Origin of the sequence: Pseudomonas sp. B37(2017) (genome assembly GCF_002112885.1) — a bacterium.
GTDB classification, from domain to species: domain Bacteria; phylum Pseudomonadota; class Gammaproteobacteria; order Pseudomonadales; family Pseudomonadaceae; genus Aquipseudomonas; species Aquipseudomonas paraglycinae.
The window spans coordinates 24,943-44,433 of record NZ_NEIX01000020.1; the positions used below are offsets into that span (position 1 = coordinate 24,943).

The following is a 19,491-nucleotide window of genomic DNA, read 5'->3' on the forward strand; positions in this document are numbered from 1 at the left end:
GAAAGCCTCGACGACCGGGGCGCTGACTCAGAACAGAAAGTAACGTTGCGCCATCGGCAGGGTTTCGGCCGGTTCACACCAGAGCAACACGCCGTCGGCCTTGACCTGATAGGTCTGCGGGTCGACGTCGATGTTCGGCAGGTAGTCGTTGTGGATCAAGTCGGTTTTCTGCACGTCGCGGCAGCCTTTGACCACGGCGATTTTCTTCTTCAGGCCCAACGCTTCGGGCAGTCCCGACGCCTGCGCCGCCTGGCTGATGAAGGTCAGGCTGGTGGCGTGCAGCGAGCCACCGTAACTGGCGAACATCGGGCGGTAGTGCACCGGTTGCGGGGTCGGGATCGAGGCGTTGGCGTCGCCCATCAGGCTCGCGGCGATGGCGCCGCCCTTGAGGATCAGCGTCGGTTTCACGCCGAAGAACGCCGGGCGCCACAGCACCAGGTCGGCCCATTTGCCGACTTCCACGGAGCCCACCTCATGGCTGATGCCGTGGGTGATCGCCGGGTTGATCGTGTACTTGGCGATGTAGCGTTTGGCGCGGAAGTTGTCGTTGCCTTCGCCGTCCTGAGGCAGCGGGCCGCGCTGCTTTTTCATCTTGTCGGCGGTCTGCCAGGTGCGTGTGATGACTTCGCCGACGCGGCCCATGGCCTGACTGTCGGAGCTGATCATCGAGAACGCACCGAGGTCGTGGAGGATGTCTTCGGCGGCAATCGTTTCGCGGCGGATGCGGCTTTCGGCGAACGCCACGTCTTCGGCAATGCTCGGGTCGAGGTGGTGGCAGACCATCAGCATGTCGAGGTGTTCGTCGATGGTGTTGCGGGTGAACGGCCGGGTCGGGTTGGTCGAACTCGGCAGCACGTTGGCGAAACCGCAGGCCTTGATGATGTCCGGCGCATGGCCGCCACCGGCACCTTCGGTGTGATAGGTGTGGATGGTCCGGCCCTTGAACGCGCCGAGGGTGGTTTCGACGAAACCGGACTCGTTGAGGGTGTCGGTGTGGATCGCCACTTGCACGTCGTACTGGTCGGCGACGCTCAGACAGTTGTCGATGCTCGCCGGGGTGGTGCCCCAGTCTTCATGCAGCTTGAGGCCGATGGCGCCGGCCTTGACCTGCTCGATCAGCGGCTCCGGCAGGCTGGCGTTGCCCTTGCCGGTGAGGCCGATGTTCATCGGGAACGCATCCGCCGCCTGGAGCATCCGCGCCAGGTGCCACGGCCCCGAAGTGCAGGTGGTGGCGTTGGTGCCGGTGGCCGGGCCGGTGCCGCCGCCGATCATGGTGGTGACACCGCTCATCAGCGCTTCTTCGATCTGCTGCGGGCAGATGAAGTGGATGTGCGTGTCGATGCCGCCGGCGGTGAGGATCATGCCTTCGCCGGCTATCACTTCGCTGCTGGCGCCGATGGCGATGGTCACGCCGGGCTGCACGTCCGGGTTGCCAGCCTTGCCGATGGCGGCGATGCGCCCGTCCTTGAGGCCGACGTCAGCCTTGACGATGCCCCAGTGGTCGATGATCAGCGCGTTGGTGATGACGGTATCGACCACTTCGGCCGCCAGCAACTGGCTCTGGCCCTGGCCGTCGCGGATCACTTTGCCGCCGCCGAATTTCACTTCTTCGCCGTAGGTGGTGAAGTCCTGTTCGACCTCGATCCACAGCTCGGTGTCGGCCAGGCGCACCTTGTCGCCGACGGTGGGGCCGAACATGTCGGCGTAGGCTTGACGCGAGATCTTCATGTGTTCGCCTTGGAATTCAATTGGTTTTGAGATCGTTCGCTGCGCTCACTTTCGCGAGCAGGCTCGCTCCCACAGGGGATCGGATTCCAGCTGGAGGAACTCGGTTTAATGTGGGAGCGAGCCTGCTCGCGATGGAGACACCGCAAATTTCAGAGGTCACCCATGACCCGCCCGGCAAACCCGAACACCCGCCGGTGCCCGGCGTAATCCACCAGTTCCACCTCGCGGCTTTGTCCCGGCTCGAAGCGCACGGCCGTGCCCGCCGGGATGTTCAGGCGCATGCCACGGCTGGCCGCGCGGTCGAAGGTCAGGGCGTCGTTGGTTTCGAAAAAATGGTAGTGCGAGCCGACCTGGATCGGCCGGTCGCCGCTGTTCGCCACTTTCAGGCTGACAGTGCGACGACCGACGTTGAGTTCGATGTCGCCGGGCTGGATTTTGTATTCGCCGGGAATCATCAGTTCGCTCCTTGCAGGACTTTGTAATAGAGGGCCGTCGGGCGATAGGTGCCGTTCGGGTCGCAGGCGTAGTCGGGGATTTCCCCGGCGCGGGTGTAACCCAGGGCCTTGTAGAAATCTTCAGCCGGGGAGCCGGCCTCGGTGTCGAGGTAAAGCATGCCGCGCTTGTATTGGCGGGCTGCCAGCTCAAGCGCTTGCATCAACTGCTGACCGAGGCCGCGCCGCCGGGCGTGTTCGCGCACCAGCAGTTTCTGCACCTCGGCGCGGTTCAGGCCGTTGGCCTTCTGGCACAGGCTCAACTGGACGCTGGCCTGCACCTGTTCGTCCTTGACCACCACCCACAGCAAGACGCTGCCCTTGTTCAGGTTGTCCTGCACGTCGTCGAAATAGGTGCGGGCCTGCGCGGCATCGAGGTCGGCCATGAAGCCGACGCTGGCGCCATAGCCCACGGCGTCGAGCAGCAGGTCGATCAGGCCCTGACGATAGTGCGCAAAACTTTCAGCATTGACGCGTCGCAGTTGGGCGGGGTTCATCGGTGTCACTCCTTGTGGGCGGGCGGCGGCTCCGCGCCAGGATTGAGGGTCAGTTGCATGAAGGTCAGGTCGAGCCAGCGGCCGAACTTGGTGCCGACTTGCGGCATCTGCCCGGTGGTGATGAAACCGGCGCGCTCGTGCAGGCGGATCGATGCGGCGTTGCCGCTCTCGATGGCGGCGACCATGACGTGCTTGTCGCAGGTTTTCGCGCGTTCGATCAGCGCGGTCATCAGTTGCGGGCCGAGGCCGTTGCCGCGCTGGTCGCTGCGCACGTAGACCGAGTGCTCGACGGTGTGGCGGAAACCGTCGAACGGCCGCCAGTCACCGAACGAAGCGTAGCCGAGGGTGGTGTTGTCGGCGTCGACGATCACCAGGATCGGATAACCCTGGGCCTGGCGCGCGCTGAACCACGCCTGACGGTTGCCGAGGTCGACGGCGGATTCATTCCAGATCGCCGTGGTGTTGAGCACGGCGTCGTTGTAGATGTCGCGGATCGCCGGCAGGTCGGCATGCAGTGCATCGCGGATGGTGTAAGTCATGGCGCGGCCTCAGACGATCGGTTGGTGGACGGTGACCAGTTTGGTGCCGTCGGGAAACGTCGCTTCGACCTGGATCTCCGGGATCATTTCCGGGATGCCTTCCATCACCTGATCGCGGGTCAGCAGGGTGGTGCCGTAGTGCATCAGTTCGGCCACGGTCTGGCCGTCACGAGCGCCTTCGAGCAGCGCTGCCGAGATGTAGGCCATGGCTTCCGGGTAGTTGAGCTTCACGCCACGGGCCAGTCGCCGCTCGGCCACGAGGCCGGCGGTGAAGATCAGCAGCTTGTCTTTTTCGCGTGGGGTCAGGTCCATCGTTTGAAATCCATTGTCGGCAGTTGAAGAAAATCAGGTGTTCCAGATTCGGGGGGGCAGGGCTTCGCGGCCAAGCAGCGCAGGCCTGAGCAATCGCCACAGATCGATCAGCCACGCCCGCGCCAGCAACGCTTCACTGGCCAGGCAACGGGCGACCAAAAGTCCGGGAAGTTGCGTCAGATCCCCGCGCATCTCGTGGCCCAGCGAGCGGCATCGCTCCAGCAGTTCAGCATCAATCTCACCGGTGACCAGCAACGTCGCAAACACCGGATTGCCATCCAGCCCGATCGGCGAATCAAGCAAGCCGTCATCGCCGACGATGCGCTGGCGCTCATGCCACAACAACCGCCCATCACGGCGAATATCCAGATGCGCCTGGAAGTGCCCGAGGTCGAAACGCTCGCCACTGGCCGGACGCCCGAGCGCCACTACGTCCCAGTAGAACAGCCGCGCATCGCCTTCAAGCTCGATCGAGGTCGCGAGTTCAGCCTGGGCGGCGCTGTAGACGATGGTTTCCTGGGGCAGCCATTCCAGTGTCGCGCCATCAGCGACATGCAGGTTCAGCGACTGATAAGCGGGCCCCGCCGCGCGATACCACTTGGCCGCGCCGGGGCTGGTGATCTGTGCCCAGGCGCCTTGTTCGACGCGGGCGCTGATGTCCAGCCGGTCACCGCCGGCAATCCCGCCCGGCGGGTGGACGATGATGTGCTGGCAGACCTCGGGCCCTTCGGCGTACAGATGCTTTTGCACCCGCAACGGGCCGAGGTGCCGGCGTCGGGTCGGCCGCGTGCAATCGCCGAAGCGGGCGTAGGCCAGCTCGAGCTCGGCGTGCCAGCTCGGGGTAAACAGAGCAGTCGCAACAGGTAAGTTCATGTTTTCTAATTATCGTTAGGACGCTACAGATTAGACCGTAACCTCAAATAGTCACCAGCCCGCGCACACCTTCGGCTTCCATATTTTCGCCACGGCCCTGCTGCACGATCTCGCCCCGGGACATCACCAGGTACTGATCGGCCAGTTCGGCGGCGAAATCGTAGAACTGCTCCACCAGCAGAATCGCCATGTCGCCCCGGGCGGCGAGCTTCTTGATCACCGCGCCGATTTCCTTGATCACCGACGGCTGGATGCCTTCGGTGGGTTCGTCGAGAATCAGCAGACGCGGACGGCTGGCCAGTGCACGGCCAATCGCGAGCTGCTGTTGCTGACCGCCGGACAGGTCACCGCCGCGCCGCTGTTTCATTTGCAACAGCACCGGGAACAGCTCGTAAATGAACGCCGGAACTTCCTTGGCTTCGCTGCCGGGGAAACGCGATAAGCCCATCAGCAGATTTTCTTCCACGGTCAGCCGGCCGAAAATCTCCCGGCCCTGCGGCACGTAGGCGATCCCGGCGTGCACCCGCTGATGCGGCTTGAACGTGGTGATCGGTTTGCCTTCCCAGTTGACCGCGCCTTCCTTGGCCGGCAGCAGGCCCATCAGGCATTTGAGCAACGTGGTCTTGCCCACACCGTTACGGCCGAGCAGGCAGGTCACTTCGCCGACCTTCACGTCAAAGCTCAGCCCGCGCAGGATGTGGCTACCGCCGTAGTACTGGTGCAGCTTGTCGACTTGCAGCATGTTCAATTCCTCTTCAGCGGCCGAGATAGACTTCGATCACGCGCTCGTTGTCCTGCACCTGTTCCAGTGATCCTTCGGCCAGCACGCTGCCCTGATGCAACACGGTGACGTGGTCGGCAATCGAGCCGACGAAACCCATGTCGTGTTCCACCACCATCAGCGAGTGCTTGCCCGCGAGGGACTTGAACAGCTCGGCGGTGAACTCGGTTTCGGCGTCGGTCATGCCCGCTACCGGTTCATCGAGCAGCAGCAATTGCGGGTCCTGCATCAGCAACATGCCGATTTCCAGAAACTGCTTCTGCCCATGAGACAGCAGCCCGGCGGGGCGATTGACCGAAGTGGTCAGGCGAATCGTGTCGAGCACTTCGCTGATCCGGTCTTTCTGCTCGCCGCTCAACTTCGCCCGCAGACTGGCCCACACCGACTTGTCGGTTTTCTGCGCGAGCTCCAGGTTCTCGAACACGCTCAACGCTTCGAACACCGTCGGTTTCTGGAACTTGCGACCGATGCCGGCCTGGGCGATCTGCACTTCGCTCATCTGCGTCAGGTCGAGGGTTTCGCCGAACCACGCCTTGCCGTGGCTCGGCCGGGTCTTGCCGGTGATCACGTCCATCAGCGTGGTCTTGCCCGCGCCGTTGGGGCCGATGATGCAGCGCAGTTCGCCGACGCCGATGTACAGGTTCAAATTGTTCAGCGCCCGGAAGCCGTCGAAGCTGACGCTGATGTCTTCCAGGGTCAGGATCGTGCCGTGACGGGTGTCGAGGCCCGGACCGACGCGTTGCCCGAGGCCGATCGAGTCGCGGCTGGTGCCTTCGTCCTTGTTCGGCTCCACCGGGAAAAAGGCCGGTTCCAGCATGAATTCAGCGCTCGCCGTGACTCTCATGATTCACCTCGTTTCTTCAGCAGACCGATCACGCCTTTGGGCAGGTACAACGTCACGACGATGAACAGCGCGCCGAGGAAGAACAGCCAGTATTCGGGGAAGGCCACGGTGAACCAGCTCTTCATGCCGTTGACCACACCGGCGCCGAGCAGCGGGCCGATCAGGGTGCCGCGCCCGCCAAGGGCCACCCACACGGCGGCTTCGATCGAGTTGGTCGGCGACATTTCGCTCGGGTTGATGATCCCCACTTGCGGCACGTACAACGCACCCGCCAGACCACACAACACCGCGCTCAACACCCAGACGAACAGCTTGAAACCGCGCGGATCGTAGCCACAGAACATCAGGCGATTCTCCGCATCGCGCAGGGCAGTCAGCACCCGGCCGAACTTGCTGCGGGCCAGGCGCCAGCCGATGAACAGGCTCGCTACCAGCAACAGCACCGTCGCCAGAAACAGCACCGCGCGAGTGCCGGGTTCGGTGATGCCGAAACCGAGGATCGTGCGGAAATTGGTGAAGCCGTTGTTGCCGCCGAAGCCGGTCTCGTTGCGAAAGAACAGCAGCATCCCGGCGAAGGTCAGGGCCTGGGTCATGATCGAGAAATACACACCCTTGATCCGCGAACGGAAGGCGAAGAAACCGAACACCAGCGCCAGCAACCCCGGCGCCAACACCACCAGGCACATCGCCCAGAGGAAGTTGCCGGTGCCGCTCCAGTACCACGGCAATTCGGTCCACGACAGGAAGGTCATGAACGCCGGCAAGCCATCACCGGCGGCCTGACGCATCAGGTACATGCCCATTGCATAGCCGCCGAGGGCGAAGAACAGACCGTGGCCCAGCGACAAGAGACCTGCGTAACCCCAGACCAGATCCAGCGCCAGGGCAACGATGGCGTAGCAGAGAATCTTGCCGACCAGCGTCAGGGTGTAGGCCGAGACATGCAGCGCACTCTCCGCCGGCAACAACGACAGCAGCGGCAGGGCGATCAGCAACGCGAGAACCACCGCGCCGACAGCGAGAGTGACTTTCGGGCCGGCCTTTTGTGTGGCCGTGACTAGTAGAGGCTGGTTCATCAGTCGATCACCCGTCCTTTCAGTGCGAAGAGGCCTTGCGGACGTTTCTGGATGAACAGAATGATCAGCGCGAGGATCAGGATCTTGCCGAGCACCGCACCGATCTGCGGTTCGAGAATCTTGTTGGCGATGCCCAGGCCAAATGCGGCGAACACGCTGCCGGCCAGTTGGCCGACACCGCCGAGCACCACCACCAGGAACGAGTCGATGATGTAGCTCTGGCCGAGGTCAGGGCCGACGTTGCCAATCTGGCTCAGGGCCACGCCACCGAGTCCGGCGATGCCCGAACCGAGACCGAAGGCGAGCATGTCGACGCGCCCTGTCGGCACGCCGCAGCAGGCGGCCATGTTGCGATTCTGGGTGACGGCGCGCACGTTCAGGCCGAGGCGGGTCTTGTTCAGCAGCAGCCAGGTCAGCACCACCACAAACAACGCAAACGCGATGATCACGATGCGGTTGTACGGCAGCACCAGATTCGGCAACACCTGAATCCCGCCGGACAGCCACGCCGGGTTCGCCACTTCAACGTTCTGCGCACCGAACACCAGACGCACCAGCTGAATCAGCATCAGGCTGATGCCCCAGGTGGCGAGCAGGGTCTCCAGTGGGCGGCCGTAGAGATGACGGATCACCGTGCGCTCCAGGGCCATGCCGATGGCGGCGGTGACGAAGAACGCCACCGGCAGCGCGATCAACGGATAGAACTCGATGGCATTCGGCGCGTAGCGCTGGAACATCAGCTGCACGACGTAGGTCGAGTAGGCGCCGAGCATCAGCATCTCGCCGTGGGCCATGTTGATCACACCGAGCAGGCCGAAGGTGATCGCCAGACCCAGTGCGGCGAGCAGCAGAATCGAACCGAGGGACATGCCGCTGAAGGCCTGGCCGAGCAGTTCGCCGACCAGCAGTTTGCGCTTGACCTGGGCGAGGCTGGTTTCGGCGGCGGTGCGCACATTGGCATCGGTCTCGACGCCGGGTTCGAGCAAGCCTTCGAGGCGGGTGCGGGCCAGCGGGTCGCCGGTTTCACCAAGCAGGCGCACGGCCGCGAGGCGCACCGCCGGGTCGGTGTCGACCAGTTGCAGATTGGCCAGCGCCAGGCTCAGGGCGGCGTGGACGTTTTCGTCTTGTTCGCCAGCCAGTTGCTGGTCGAGGAATTTCAGCTGCGCCGGTTTGGCGCTTTTCTGCAATTGCTGCGCGGCGGTCAGACGGGTTTTGGCGTCGGCGGCGAGCAATTGGTGGCTGGCCAGCGCGGTGTCGATCAGACCCCGCAGGCGATTGTTCAGGCGCAGGGTTTTGGGTTGGCCGTCGACGGTCAGTTCGCCTTGTTGCAGGGCGTTGATCAGTTCGACACGGGCCGGATCGGGCTGCGCGGCCCAGGCTTCCAGCAATTTGGCTTGTTGCGTGGGGTTGGCGGCGACGAAGTCTTCGGCGTCGCTGGCGTGGGCGGCTATCGGCAGCAAAAGTGCGAGGGCCAGGATCAATCGGTAAAGGGCAGTGGGCATATGAAATGGCCTTGCGTAGTGATCGTTCCCACGCTCCGCGTGGGAATGCAGCCCGGGACGCTCCGCGTCCCAAAAGCGGACGCAGAGCGTCCATTGAGGCATTCCCACGCAGAGCGTGGGAACGATCAGGTTGAGCGGGTTAACTCAGTTGCTCTTCACCGCATACTCCGGCTTCTTGTCGTTACCCGGAATGAACGGGCTCCAAGGCTGCGCCCGAATCGGCCCCTCGGTCTGCCACACCACGTTGAACTGCCCGTCGCTCTGGATCTCGCCGATCATCACCGGTTTGTGCAGGTGGTGATTGGTCTTGTCCATGGTCAGGGTGTAGCCGGACGGCGCGGCGAAGGTCTGGCCGCCGAGGGCTTCGCGGACCTTGTCGACGTCGGTCGATTTGGCTTTTTCCGCCGCCTGCGCCCACATGTGGATGCCGACGTAAGTGGCTTCCATCGGATCGTTGGTCACCGCTTTGTCGGCACCCGGCAGGTTGTGTTTCTTCGCGTAGGCTTTCCAGTCGGCGACGAATTTCTTGTTCGCCGGGTTATCCACCGACTCGAAGTAGTTCCACGCCGCGAGGTTGCCCACCAGCGGTTTGGTGTCGATGCCGCGCAGTTCTTCTTCGCCCACCGAGAACGCCACCACCGGTACGTCGGTCGCCTTCAGGCCCTGGTTGGCCAGCTCTTTGTAGAACGGCACGTTGGAGTCGCCATTCACGGTCGAAATCACAGCGGTCTTGCCGCCGGCCGAGAATTTTTTGATGTTGGCTACGATGGTTTGATAGTCGCTGTGGCCGAACGGGGTGTAGACCTCTTCGATGTCTTTATCCGCTACGCCTTTGGAATGCAGGAACGAACGCAGGATCTTGTTGGTGGTGCGCGGGTACACATAGTCGGTGCCGAGCAGGAAGTAGCGCTTGGCGCTGCCGCCTTCTTCGCTCATCAGGTATTCAACCGCCGGGATCGCTTGCTGGTTCGGCGCGGCGCCGGTGTAGAACACGTTCGGCGACATCTCTTCACCTTCGTATTGCACCGGGTAGAACAGCAGGCCGTTGAGTTCTTCGAACACCGGCAGCACCGATTTGCGCGACACCGAGGTCCAGCAGCCGAACACCACCGCGACCTTGTCTTGGGTCAGCAACTGCCGGCCCTTTTCCGCGAACAGCGGCCAGTTCGACGCCGGGTCGACCACCACCGGTTCGAGCATCTTGCCGTTCACTCCGCCCTTGGCGTTGATCTCGTCGATGGTCATCAACGCCATGTCCTTGAGCGACGTTTCGGAGATCGCCATGGTGCCGGACAACGAATGCAGAATCCCGACCTTGATGGTCTCGGCGGCCTGTACGGTCCAGGTCATGCCCATCGCGGCAATGGATGCCGTGAGTGTGAAAGCCTTGATCAAACTGCGACGCTTCATTGTGCGATCTCCATGAACGTTAAAGTTTTTTATGGTTGGCAGATGCGAACGACTGAAGGGTGTTTTGCAAGGGCTGTGCCCGGTCGGGTTTGGGCAGGGAAATGTCGGTTTAGAGCGGTTGCGCGCAGAGTCGGCGCACCATGAGGGGACGTGTTGCATGCAAAGGTGCAGCGGGGTGCGCCAGATTGGGGCGCACCCGGAGGATTCAGCGGCGGCGCATCAGGCCGATGAAGAACAGCCCGCCGAGGGCGGCGGTGGCGACGCCGATAGGCAGGTCTTCGGGGGCGATCAGCGTCCGCGCGGCGACGTCGACCCAGACGAGGAAAACGCTGCCGAGCAACACGCACACCGGCAGCAGGCGACGGTGCTCGGCACCGATCAGACGCCGGGCAATGTGCGGCACCATCAGCCCGACAAAACCGATGGAGCCGCTGATCGACACCAGCACCCCGGTCATCAGTGAAGCAATCACGAACACCCGCAGACGCACCGCCCGGGCATTCAGGCCGAGGGTGACGGCGGTCTGTTCGCCGGCCATCAAGGCATTGAGCGGACGGGCCATGCCGATCAGCAGAATCAGTCCGAGCAACACGCTCAGCGCCGGCACCGCCAACAACTCCCAGCGCGCCAGACCGAGGCCGCCGAGCATCCAGAACATCACCGCCGAACTGGCGCGGTGATCGCCCATGAACAACAGCAGATTGGCGATCGCCATCATCACGAACGACACCGCCACGCCGCACAGCAGCAGACGATCACTGTCCAGCCGACCCTGGCGGTTGGCGATGCCCAGCACCAGAAACATGCTCAACAATGCGCCGATGAATGCGGCAATCGGCAAGGTCAGCAGGCCGACAATTTCACCGACGTGCAGCACCACGATCACTGCACCGAGGGTTGCGCCGGAAGTGACGCCGAGCAGGTGCGGATCGGCCAGCGGATTTCGCGTGACGGCTTGCAGCACCGCGCCGATCAACGCCAGCCCGGCGCCCACCAATGCACCGAGCAACATGCGCGGCACGCGGATCAGCCAGACGATGTGTTCCTGGCCGGCGCTCCAGTCCGGCACACCGAGGCCGAACAGTTTGTGCAGCAGAATCCGCCACACCACGTCCACCGGCACCCGCGCCGGGCCAAAGCCCAGCGACACCACGCACGACACCAGCAGCACCGCGCCGAGGGCAATCAGCAGCCAGCCGTAGCGACGATTGATCATTCGCCGTGAAACCCTTTGGCCAGGGTTTCAACCGCCAGCACGTTGTCGATCCCCGGCGTGGCCTGCACGTAAGGGATGACAATGAAGCGCTGGTTCTTGATCGCGTCCACCGATTGCAGCGCCTTGTTCTTCAGCAGGAATTCAATCTTCTGCTCGGCGGTGATTTCGCTGTAGTCGACGATCACGATCACCTGCGGATTGCGCTCGACCACGGTTTCCCAGTTGACCCGGGTCCAGCTCGCTTCGACGTCATCGAGAACGTTGCGCCCGCCGGCGGCGTCGATCAGCGCTTGCGGCATGCCGAGGCGGCCGGAGGTCATGGCGCGGTCTTCGCCGCTGTCGTACAGGAACACCCGCGGTTTTTCGGCGGGCAGGTCTTTGCGGACTTCGGCGACCTGACTTTGCATGTCGGCGATCAGCGCGTTGGCGCGATCCTGCACGTCGAAGATTTTGCCGAGGTTGCGCAGGTCGTTGTAAGTGTCTTCCAGCGTGGCGGCGGGGCGCTTCATCACGAAGGCGCAGGATTCGGTCAATTCATACACATTGATGCCCAGCGGTTGCAGGGTCTGCGGCGTGAGATCGCCGCCGACGCGCATGCCGTAGTCCCAGCCGGCGAAGAAGAAATCGACGTTGGCGTTGAGCAGGGTTTCCACCGATGGGTACTTGGCTGCCAGCTCCGGCAGACCGTCGAGCAGGCTCTGCATTTCAGGCGTTACCGATTTCCAGCCACTGACGCCGCTGTAGCCGGCCATCTTCGACTTGAGGCCGAGGGCGAGCATCATCTGGGTCATGTTGATGTCGTGACTGACCGCGTGTTTCGGCGCTTCCTTGAAGGTCACTTCACGGTTGCAGCTCTGGATCGTCAGCGGATACTGGGTGGCCTCGGCGAAGGCGTGGGTGGTGCCCAGCAACAGGGCGAGGCAAAGCAGGGAGCGCACAGTCATGGTCGGGTTATCCAGGTGATTCGCGGGTAGCCGTGGAGAGGGTGGGAATCGATCAACGCTTCGACGCCGAACACGTCACGCAGCAGTTCGACGGTCAGGACTTGTTGCGGCGTGCCGCTGGCGACGATGCGACCGTGATTGATCACATACAAACGGTCGCAGAACGCGGCGGCGAGGTTCAGGTCGTGAATGCTTGCCAGCGTGCCGATCTGCAAACGCTTGACCAGTTGCAGCAGTTCCAGTTGATAACGCGGGTCGAGGTGGTTGGTCGGCTCGTCGAGGATCAGCAGTTGCGGTTGCTGGGTCAGGGCTCGGGCGAGGATCACCCGCTGTTTTTCTCCACCGGACAGGGTGGCGAACGCGTGGTCTTCGAAGCCTTCGAGGCCCACGGATTTGAGGGCCTGGGTGGCGAGATTGCGGTCTTCCAGCGTGTCGCCGTCGAACAGGCCTTTGTGCGGCGTGCGGCCCATGGCGACCACTTCTTCGACGGTCAGGCCGAAGGCGTCGGGGAATTCCTGCAGCACCACGGCGATGCGTTGCGCGCACCAGCGTGAGGATTGTTTCCACACGTTGTGGTGATCGAGTCTGACCTCACCGTGTTCCGGCTGACTGAAGCGATAGGCGCAGCGCAACAGGCTGGTCTTGCCGCTGCCATTGGGCCCGATCAGCCCGACGAACTCACCGGAGGCCACTTGCAACGAGGCGTCACGCAGCTGGAACTGGTGATGGCAGTGGCCGTGGCCCAGAGGTGTCCAGGCGAGATGGGTGAGGGACAGTGAGGTCATTTCGTTCCTGTTCTAGAAGGTGTAGTCAGCTGTGACAAAGAACGAACGAGGCTCACCCAGAATCCACTGCTGGCCCTCATTGTATTGGCTTTGCGCGTACGTCCGGTCAAACAGATTGTTCACCTGCAACCCCAGCGTGGTGTTGCGCAGGGCTTTCCACGACAGCGTCGCATCGACCACGGTGTAGCTCGGCAGCTCGTTGCGGTTGGCCATGTCGGCGTAGCGCGCATCGACGTAACGCACACCAGCACCGGCCTTCAGATCATCGGTCAGCGCCTTGCTCAGCCACAGATTGGCAGTGCGACGTGGCACGTCCACCGGGCGATTGCCGTTGCGCGACACCGGCACGCCGCCGACCACTTCTTCAAAATCGTCGTACTTGGCCTTCACGATTGCAGCGTTGGCTTGCAGTTGCCAGGCGTGTGGCAATTGCAGATCGAGGCTGGCTTCCAGGCCGTTCGACGATTGCTGACCGACCTGCTGCTTGAGCGTCGGGTTGCCCGGGTCGTCGGTCAGCAGCTTCTTCTTCACGATGCGATACGCCGCCAGCGTGAACTCGCCGCGCTGATCCCAGAACAGCTGCTTCATGCCGATTTCGGTTTGCCGGGCGGTCGACAGGTCATATTGCTGTTGACTCGGGCTCAGGGAAATCAGACCGCCGATGCCATCGGTGCTGGTGGCGACCTGGCCGTAGAACGAGGTGTCCTGCGTCAGCGCGAACACCAGGCCGGCCTTCCAGTTGTTGCCGGTCAGGGTCTTGTCGCTCTGACTGCCGTCGACCAGATTGTTGCGATCCACGTGCACGTAGTCGCGGCGCACACCGGTCACCAGCGACCAGCGCTCGCTCAGTTGCGTGCGGTTTTCGGCGAACACCGACATCTGTTTGGTAGTGCTGTCGAACTGATCGCGATACGGATCGGCGCTCTCGAAATAGCCGGTTTGCGGGTGATAGCGATCCAGCGGCTGACCGCTCGGCAATACGTCGTTGAACGGCGAGTTGCTGTCGAGCTGGAAGCGGATGCGGTTGTAGTCGACGCCGGTCACGGTCTGGCTGTCGAGGCCGAACAGCGAGTGCTTGAAGGTGAAGGTCTGGCGGTCGCCGACCTGCTCCTGCTTGTGGCCGATGCCGAAGTAGCCGCTGCGGCTGAGCTGCTGACTGCCGGCATCGAAGTTGTAGTTCTCGGCGTTCTGCCAGCGGCGCTGGGCTTTCAGGTAGTACAGCTCGTTGCTGGCGCTGACCGCATCGTTGATCTGCCAATCCGTGGTCAGGCGCGTCCATTGATCGTTGTAGTGCTGCTTGTCGTCGCGCACGTTGTAGTTCTTGTTGCGCAGGCTGTCCTTCAACTGGCCGTTGATCAGTGGCGTGCCGAAGTAGTTCTGCGGGCGCTGATCGCCGTAATCGTGAGCCAGGGTGAAGGTCAGGTCGTCGGTGGCCTGCCAGCGCAAGGCGGCACTGATGAAGTCGCTGGACGAATCACCGCGATCGACCCAGCCATTGCTGCGCAGGCGATTGAGGTTGAGGCGGTAGCTCAGGGTGTCGGTCAGCGAACCGCCGCTGTCGAACGCCTGTTGCTGGCTGTCGAACGAGCCGTAGCCGACCCGCACATGGTTTTCGATTTCGCCTTCGAACGGTTTTTTCGGGATCACGTTGACCACCGCGCCGGTCGCGCCTTCGCCGTACAGCACCGAGGCCGGGCCGCGCAGCACGTCAACGCGCTCCACCGACCAGGTGTCGACCGGGAACGTCACCGTGCCCATGCCGGTGTACATCCGGTTGCCGTCATACAACTGCATCACCGAACTCTGCCCGGTAAAACCCCGGGCCTGCAACGAGGTGCCGCCGTCGCCCGGCGTGCCGGTGCGACTGATGCCGGTGCTGCGCGATACGGCGTCCTGCACGCTTCGATCACCACGGGCGCGGACTTGTTCGCCGCTCAGGCTTTCGACGCTGGCCGGGGTTTCCATCGCGCTGAGGTTAAGGCGCGAGCCGGCGCTGGTCGGCGTGGTCAGGCTGACGGTCTGGTCGTCATTGGCCGGTGCGGTGATGGTGCCGGTGGGCAGCGTCAGCGGGGCGTTGTCGGCGTGGGCGCTGTTGTTCAGGGCGAACAGACAGAGGCTGGACAAGAGGTACTTGTTCATCGGGACGGTGAATCACTTCTTCAAAAGAAAAGCCCGCAGGCTCATGACAGTGCATGGCTGCGGGCAGAGCAGCAAATTTGCGTTATACAGTAACACTAAAAAATGCCGGAGTTTAAGCCCCGGCAGTTTAAAGATCTGTCTAAATCGCGCATCTCGCCTGTTTCATGATGAAGTTGAGGCAGATTCAGCTTGTCGGCCCAGACGCGACAACAGCAGCCGATCCAGCAACCACACCACCACCAGCGAAGCCCCCACCAGCGGAAACACCACCGCCAGCACCAGCATGATCGCCACCCCGGTTTTCCACTTCGGCAGGTCGTGGCGCAGCGGCGGCACGCCGAACTTGCCCTGTGGCCGGCGCTTCCACCAGATCACCACGCCGCTGACGGCGCTGAGCAGGATCATCAGGCAGATCAGTAGCACGATGATCTGGTTGAAGGTGCCGAACATCTTGCCTTCGTGGAGCATCACGCCGATCTCGGTAGCGCGGGCAACAGCGCCGTACTGCTCGAAGCGCACGTCGGCCAAAACTTTGCCTGTGTACTGATCGACGTGCAGGGTGGCGTCGTTGCGCGGATCGTCGGCGAATACGGCGATGGTGAATACGCCGGTGGCGGTGGTCGGCAGGGTGATGCTGTAGCCCGGCTCGACCTTGCGCTCAACGGCGATGTTCTGCACGTCCTGCAGGCGGATGGTCGGGGCGGCGGGGCCGTGTTGCATGCCGCCGTGGGCCATGTGTTCGGCGTGGTCGCCGGACATCGGCATCGGGGTGTTTTCCATCGCCCACGGTACGGTCTGGCGCGCGGCGTTGTTGAGGCTGCCGGCCTCTACGTCGGAGGTCGGCACGTTGTCCCACATCGCCGCCGGGAACACGTTCCACACCTGGGCGTATTGCTTGCCCCAGAAGCCGGTCCAGGTCATGCCGCTGAGCAGCATCACCAGCAGCAATGCGGCGCCCCAGAATCCGGTAACGGCATGCAGATCACGCCACAGCACGCGGCCGCGACTGCTCAGGCGTGGCCACAGAATGCCCGCTGCCTGACCTCGCGGCCACCACAGGAAAACCCCGGACACCACCAGCACCACGCCCCAGCCGGCGGCCATTTCGATCAGTCGGTCACCGACGGTGCCGATCATCAGTTCGCCGTGGATCGCCCGGGCGATGGCTTGCAGGTTCTGCTTGGCATCCTGCTCGCCGAGGATGTCGCCGTGGTACGGATCGACGAACACGTTCAGCTCATGGCCGGCATTGGCCACGACAAACTGCGCGCTGCGCTCGGCATTCACCGGCGGCAGGTACTGGGTGACCTGGCCTTGTGGATAAGCGCTTTTGACCTTTTGCAGCAAGTCGTCGGCCGGAACCGTGTGATGCCCAGCGGGGACGTTCAGCAGGCTGCTGTACATCAGCGAATCGAGCTGCGGCTTGAACAGGTAAATGATGCCGGTCAGGGCCAGCATCACCATGAATGGGGCGACGAACAATCCGGCATAAAAATGCCAACGCCAGGCCAGGTTGTAGAAATTCGGTTTGGGCTGTTTCATCACGTGTGCTCCGCTTGGCTTGGATCTTCTAGTTGTTCTGCAACCCTTGTGGGAGCGAGCTTGCTCGCGAAGGGGGCGGCACATCCAACATAAATGCCGCCTGATACACCGCCTTCGCGAGCAAGCTCGCTCCCACAGGGGGAAGGGTTAGAAACTCATGTCCACCTTGGTCCAGAGCGTGCGCCCCGGTTCATTGATCGCTTGCGGGTCGTTGGCCGGGTAGCCGAACCCGGCGTTACCCGCCAGGTTCAGGTGTTCGGCGTAAGCCTTGCCGAACAGGTTGTCGACGCCGGTACTGACCTTCCAGTTTTTGTTGATCCGGTAGGCACCGTTGAGCGAGAACACGCCGAAGCCCGAACTCTTGTCGTAATCCTTCCCGACCACGTTGCCCTTGTTCTGGTCGATACGGTTTTGCGCGGCGACCACCCTCCACAGTGCGCCGGCGCTCCATTTGTCTTCGGTATAGGTCAGGCCGAAGCGCGCATCCAGCGGCGGCATCTGCGGCAGGGCCTTGCCGTCGCTGCTGTTCTTGCCCCAGGCGTAGGCCAGGGTCGCATCGGCTTTCCAGTTGCCGGTGAGTTTGTAGGCGGCACCGAGTTCACCGCCCATGATCCGCGCGTCGATGTTCTCGGCGCGGGAAGTGCTCATGCCCATCATTCCCGGGGTGTAATCGAACAGGATGTAATCGCGCACCTGGCCGATGTAGCCCGAGGCCCAGGCTTCGAGCTCGGCGCTCTTGTAGTTCACGCCGAAGTCGAGCTGAGTGGTCTTTTCCGGCTTGATCGAATCGAACGCATTGACCGAACCGGCCGGGCCGGACTTGGGCGAAAACAGCTCCCAGTAATCCGGGAACCGCTGGGCGTGGCCGAGACCGGCGTAGAGCGTGGTCGGGCTGTCGGCCAGGTCATGCTCGTAACGGACGAAGCCGCTCGGCAGGGTGTCGGCGCGGGTATCGCCGGCAGTCGGATTCGGCCGGGACATCATTCCCGAACCGGTGGTCTGCCGGAAATCCCTGGCCGAGGCGCGGTCGACCCGGGCACCGGTGATCAGCCGGTCGCGATCGGCGGCGTACCAGGTCATTTCGCTGAACACCCCGTAGTTATGGAAGTCGGCGTCCTTGGTGAACGGCTGATCCTTGTAGGTATCGATGCCCATGCCGCTGCGCTGCCGGTGTTCGTTGGTTTGCGCATCCAGGCCGGTGATCAGCTGGATATCGGCCCAGCGCCAGGTGGCCTTGATCCGCGCGCCGAGGGTGCGGCGGTCGACGTTGGACGCCATCGGCCCGGCCATCATCCCGGTGCCGGACGGTGTGCGCAGGGTGTAGTTGTCCATCACGTGGTCGGCGTAGTTGTAGTAGACCTGCGCTTCGAGCTTCTCCAGCACGTCGCTGATGTTGGATTTCTCGACGCGCAGACCGAGGCTTTCGCGCAGGAATTGCGAGCCATCCATGCCGCGCCCGGCGTAGCGTGCTTCGCCGTCGCCCTTGCCGGCGGTGAGTTCGATCAGGGTGTCGGCATCCGGGGTCCAGCCCACCGCAACATCGCCGTTCCACTTGTCATAGCGCGAGGCAACGATGTCGTTGTTGCCGTCGCGGTAGTCGTCGGAATGCGCGGTGTTGCCGATCACTCGCACGTAGCCCAGCGAGCCGCCGGCCGCCGCCTCGACGACCTTGTCGAAGCGCCCGTGGGAGCCGGCCAGCACGCTGGCGTTTACCCGGGTGCCGAGTTCGCCGAAGCTTTCCGGCTCGCGGTCGAACAGGATCGTGCCGGCCGACGCGCCCGGTCCGTAGAGCACGGTTTGCGGGCCTTTGATCACGGTGAGTTTGTCGTAGGTCTCGGGTGAGATGTACGAGGTCGGCGCGTCCATCCGGCCGGGGCAGGCGCCGAGCATCATGCTGCCGTTGGTGAGGATGTTCAGGCGCGAACCGAACATCCCGCGCAGCACCGGATCACCGTTGGTGCCGCCGTTGCGCACCAGGGCGAAGCCGGGAATGGTCTTCAGGTAGTCGCCGCCATCGCTGGCCGGCACCGGTTGGCGCGGGTCTTTCGGGTTGGTGACGATGGTCAGCGGCGAGCTCGGGGCGATGGCGGTGATCACCGTCGGGCTCAGTTCGTCAGTGTGGCCGGCGTGTTCGTCTGCGTGAACCAGCGGGGACAGCAGGACGCCGCAAAGGACGGCGGTAGCGTGCCTGAAACGAACGCGGGATTCGTTCAGGGCAAAGGACGCCGGGGCAGAACCCTGGCGTGGGACAGCAGAAAACCTGGACATGACAATTTCCATCAAACAGTCGTAAACGACACGGCCGGCAGCCTGAGGCTGTCTTCTCAACCGTGTGCAATCAGAGGTGGGTGTTTACGCTGCGACGGGCGGGGCGCGGGTGCGGGCGCCAGGGAAGAAGGTCTGCCGGGCATGGCCCAGATGCGGGGAGGGTGGGGTGAAGGTGTTGACGAGCGGAATGCTGAAAGTGGCGAAGCTGCCACCACCGGTCAGCGCCGGACAGTTGAACAGCAGGCTGCAATAGCCGCACTTTTCCCACAGCACATGGTGCGAGGATTGCGGCGGGCAGTGTTCGGCCGAGGGTTTTGCTTCATGCGCGGAATGATCCATGCCCGCCATGTCCATCGACATGTCCATGCTCATCGGCATGGAGGTCGAGGCGTGCTGATCCATCGGCATCGACTGGGAAATCAGCGGGCCGATGAAGATCATCAACATGGCGAACAGGGCGATCCAGCTGCCGCGGGTCAGGTGTTCAGTCTGACGGCGTTGCAGGGAGGGCCTGGCGCTCAGGGGGCGCATGGGCGGAGTCTGC

18 protein-coding genes are annotated in these 19,491 nt (G+C 63.1%); all 18 read right to left on the bottom strand.

Annotated elements, in window-relative coordinates; translation table 11 throughout:
• Positions 1 to 27: 27 nt before the first annotated feature.
• Entirely contained in the window at positions 28 to 1,728 is a 1,701-nt protein-coding gene (gene ureC, locus CAF90_RS28440) for an urease subunit alpha (RefSeq protein ID WP_011332230.1), read from the bottom strand.
• A 149-nt stretch (positions 1,729 to 1,877) separates the two neighbouring features.
• Positions 1,878 to 2,183 (bottom strand): urease subunit beta, encoded by a 306-nt coding sequence (locus tag CAF90_RS28445; RefSeq protein WP_007950605.1) that lies wholly within the window; start codon positions 2,181 to 2,183, stop codon positions 1,878 to 1,880.
• Positions 2,183 to 2,716 (bottom strand): GNAT family N-acetyltransferase, encoded by a 534-nt coding sequence (locus CAF90_RS28450; protein WP_085609220.1) that lies wholly within the window; start codon positions 2,714 to 2,716, stop codon positions 2,183 to 2,185. Before CAF90_RS28450 ends, CAF90_RS28445 begins: the two co-directional genes overlap by 1 nt.
• A 5-nt stretch (positions 2,717 to 2,721) precedes the next feature.
• Positions 2,722 to 3,255, bottom strand: coding sequence for a GNAT family N-acetyltransferase (locus CAF90_RS28455; RefSeq protein ID WP_007950603.1), 534 nt, complete (start codon positions 3,253 to 3,255; stop codon positions 2,722 to 2,724).
• Positions 3,256 to 3,264: 9 nt separating this feature from the next.
• Positions 3,265 to 3,567, bottom strand: a complete 303-nt coding sequence (gene ureA / locus CAF90_RS28460) for an urease subunit gamma (RefSeq protein WP_039766748.1) — start codon at positions 3,565 to 3,567, stop codon at positions 3,265 to 3,267.
• A gap of 33 nt (positions 3,568 to 3,600) precedes the next feature.
• Positions 3,601 to 4,440 (bottom strand): urease accessory protein UreD, encoded by an 840-nt coding sequence (locus CAF90_RS28465; protein WP_085609221.1) that lies wholly within the window; start codon positions 4,438 to 4,440, stop codon positions 3,601 to 3,603.
• A gap of 43 nt (positions 4,441 to 4,483) precedes the next feature.
• Positions 4,484 to 5,182, bottom strand: coding sequence for an urea ABC transporter ATP-binding subunit UrtE (gene urtE, locus CAF90_RS28470; RefSeq protein ID WP_007950600.1), 699 nt, complete (start codon positions 5,180 to 5,182; stop codon positions 4,484 to 4,486).
• 13 nt (positions 5,183 to 5,195) lie between these two features.
• Entirely contained in the window at positions 5,196 to 6,065 is an 870-nt protein-coding gene (gene urtD / locus CAF90_RS28475) for an urea ABC transporter ATP-binding protein UrtD (RefSeq protein ID WP_007950599.1), read from the bottom strand.
• Positions 6,062 to 7,141, bottom strand: a complete 1,080-nt coding sequence (gene urtC / locus CAF90_RS28480; protein ID WP_085609222.1) for an urea ABC transporter permease subunit UrtC — start codon at positions 7,139 to 7,141, stop codon at positions 6,062 to 6,064. Before urtC ends, urtD begins: the two co-directional genes overlap by 4 nt.
• Positions 7,141 to 8,643: an urea ABC transporter permease subunit UrtB gene (gene urtB / locus CAF90_RS28485; RefSeq protein ID WP_085609223.1), complete on the bottom strand. Its 1,503-nt coding sequence runs from the start codon at positions 8,641 to 8,643 to the stop codon at positions 7,141 to 7,143. The genes urtC and urtB overlap by 1 nt, the downstream gene beginning before the upstream one ends.
• 144 nt (positions 8,644 to 8,787) lie before the next feature.
• On the bottom strand, positions 8,788 to 10,053 hold the full coding sequence (gene urtA, locus CAF90_RS28490) for an urea ABC transporter substrate-binding protein (protein WP_007950596.1): 1,266 nt from the start codon (positions 10,051 to 10,053) through the stop codon (positions 8,788 to 8,790).
• A 205-nt stretch (positions 10,054 to 10,258) separates the two neighbouring features.
• Complete coding sequence (locus CAF90_RS28495) at positions 10,259 to 11,269, bottom strand: iron ABC transporter permease (RefSeq protein WP_085609224.1); 1,011 nt, start codon at positions 11,267 to 11,269, stop codon at positions 10,259 to 10,261.
• A complete protein-coding gene (locus CAF90_RS28500) occupies positions 11,266 to 12,213 on the bottom strand; it encodes an ABC transporter substrate-binding protein (RefSeq protein WP_085609225.1) in 948 nt (315 codons plus the stop codon). Before CAF90_RS28500 ends, CAF90_RS28495 begins: the two co-directional genes overlap by 4 nt.
• The gene (locus CAF90_RS28505; protein ID WP_085609226.1) at positions 12,210 to 12,998 is read right to left on the bottom strand and encodes an ABC transporter ATP-binding protein; all 789 of its coding nucleotides are present in this window, start codon (positions 12,996 to 12,998) and stop codon (positions 12,210 to 12,212) included. The genes CAF90_RS28500 and CAF90_RS28505 overlap by 4 nt, the downstream gene beginning before the upstream one ends.
• 12 nt (positions 12,999 to 13,010) lie before the next feature.
• Positions 13,011 to 15,137 (bottom strand): TonB-dependent siderophore receptor, encoded by a 2,127-nt coding sequence (locus CAF90_RS28510; RefSeq protein ID WP_085609227.1) that lies wholly within the window; start codon positions 15,135 to 15,137, stop codon positions 13,011 to 13,013.
• Positions 15,138 to 15,299: 162 nt separating this feature from the next.
• Positions 15,300 to 16,679: a PepSY domain-containing protein gene (locus tag CAF90_RS28515; protein WP_085609228.1), complete on the bottom strand. Its 1,380-nt coding sequence runs from the start codon at positions 16,677 to 16,679 to the stop codon at positions 15,300 to 15,302.
• Between the two features lie 147 nt (positions 16,680 to 16,826).
• On the bottom strand, positions 16,827 to 18,947 hold the full coding sequence (locus CAF90_RS28520) for a TonB-dependent copper receptor (protein WP_085609229.1): 2,121 nt from the start codon (positions 18,945 to 18,947) through the stop codon (positions 16,827 to 16,829).
• Between the two features lie 84 nt (positions 18,948 to 19,031).
• Positions 19,032 to 19,478 carry a DUF2946 domain-containing protein gene (locus CAF90_RS28525; RefSeq protein ID WP_085609230.1) on the bottom strand — a complete coding sequence of 149 codons (447 nt, stop codon included), beginning with the start codon at positions 19,476 to 19,478 and terminating at the stop codon, positions 19,032 to 19,034.
• Between the last annotated feature and the right edge of the window lie 13 nt (positions 19,479 to 19,491).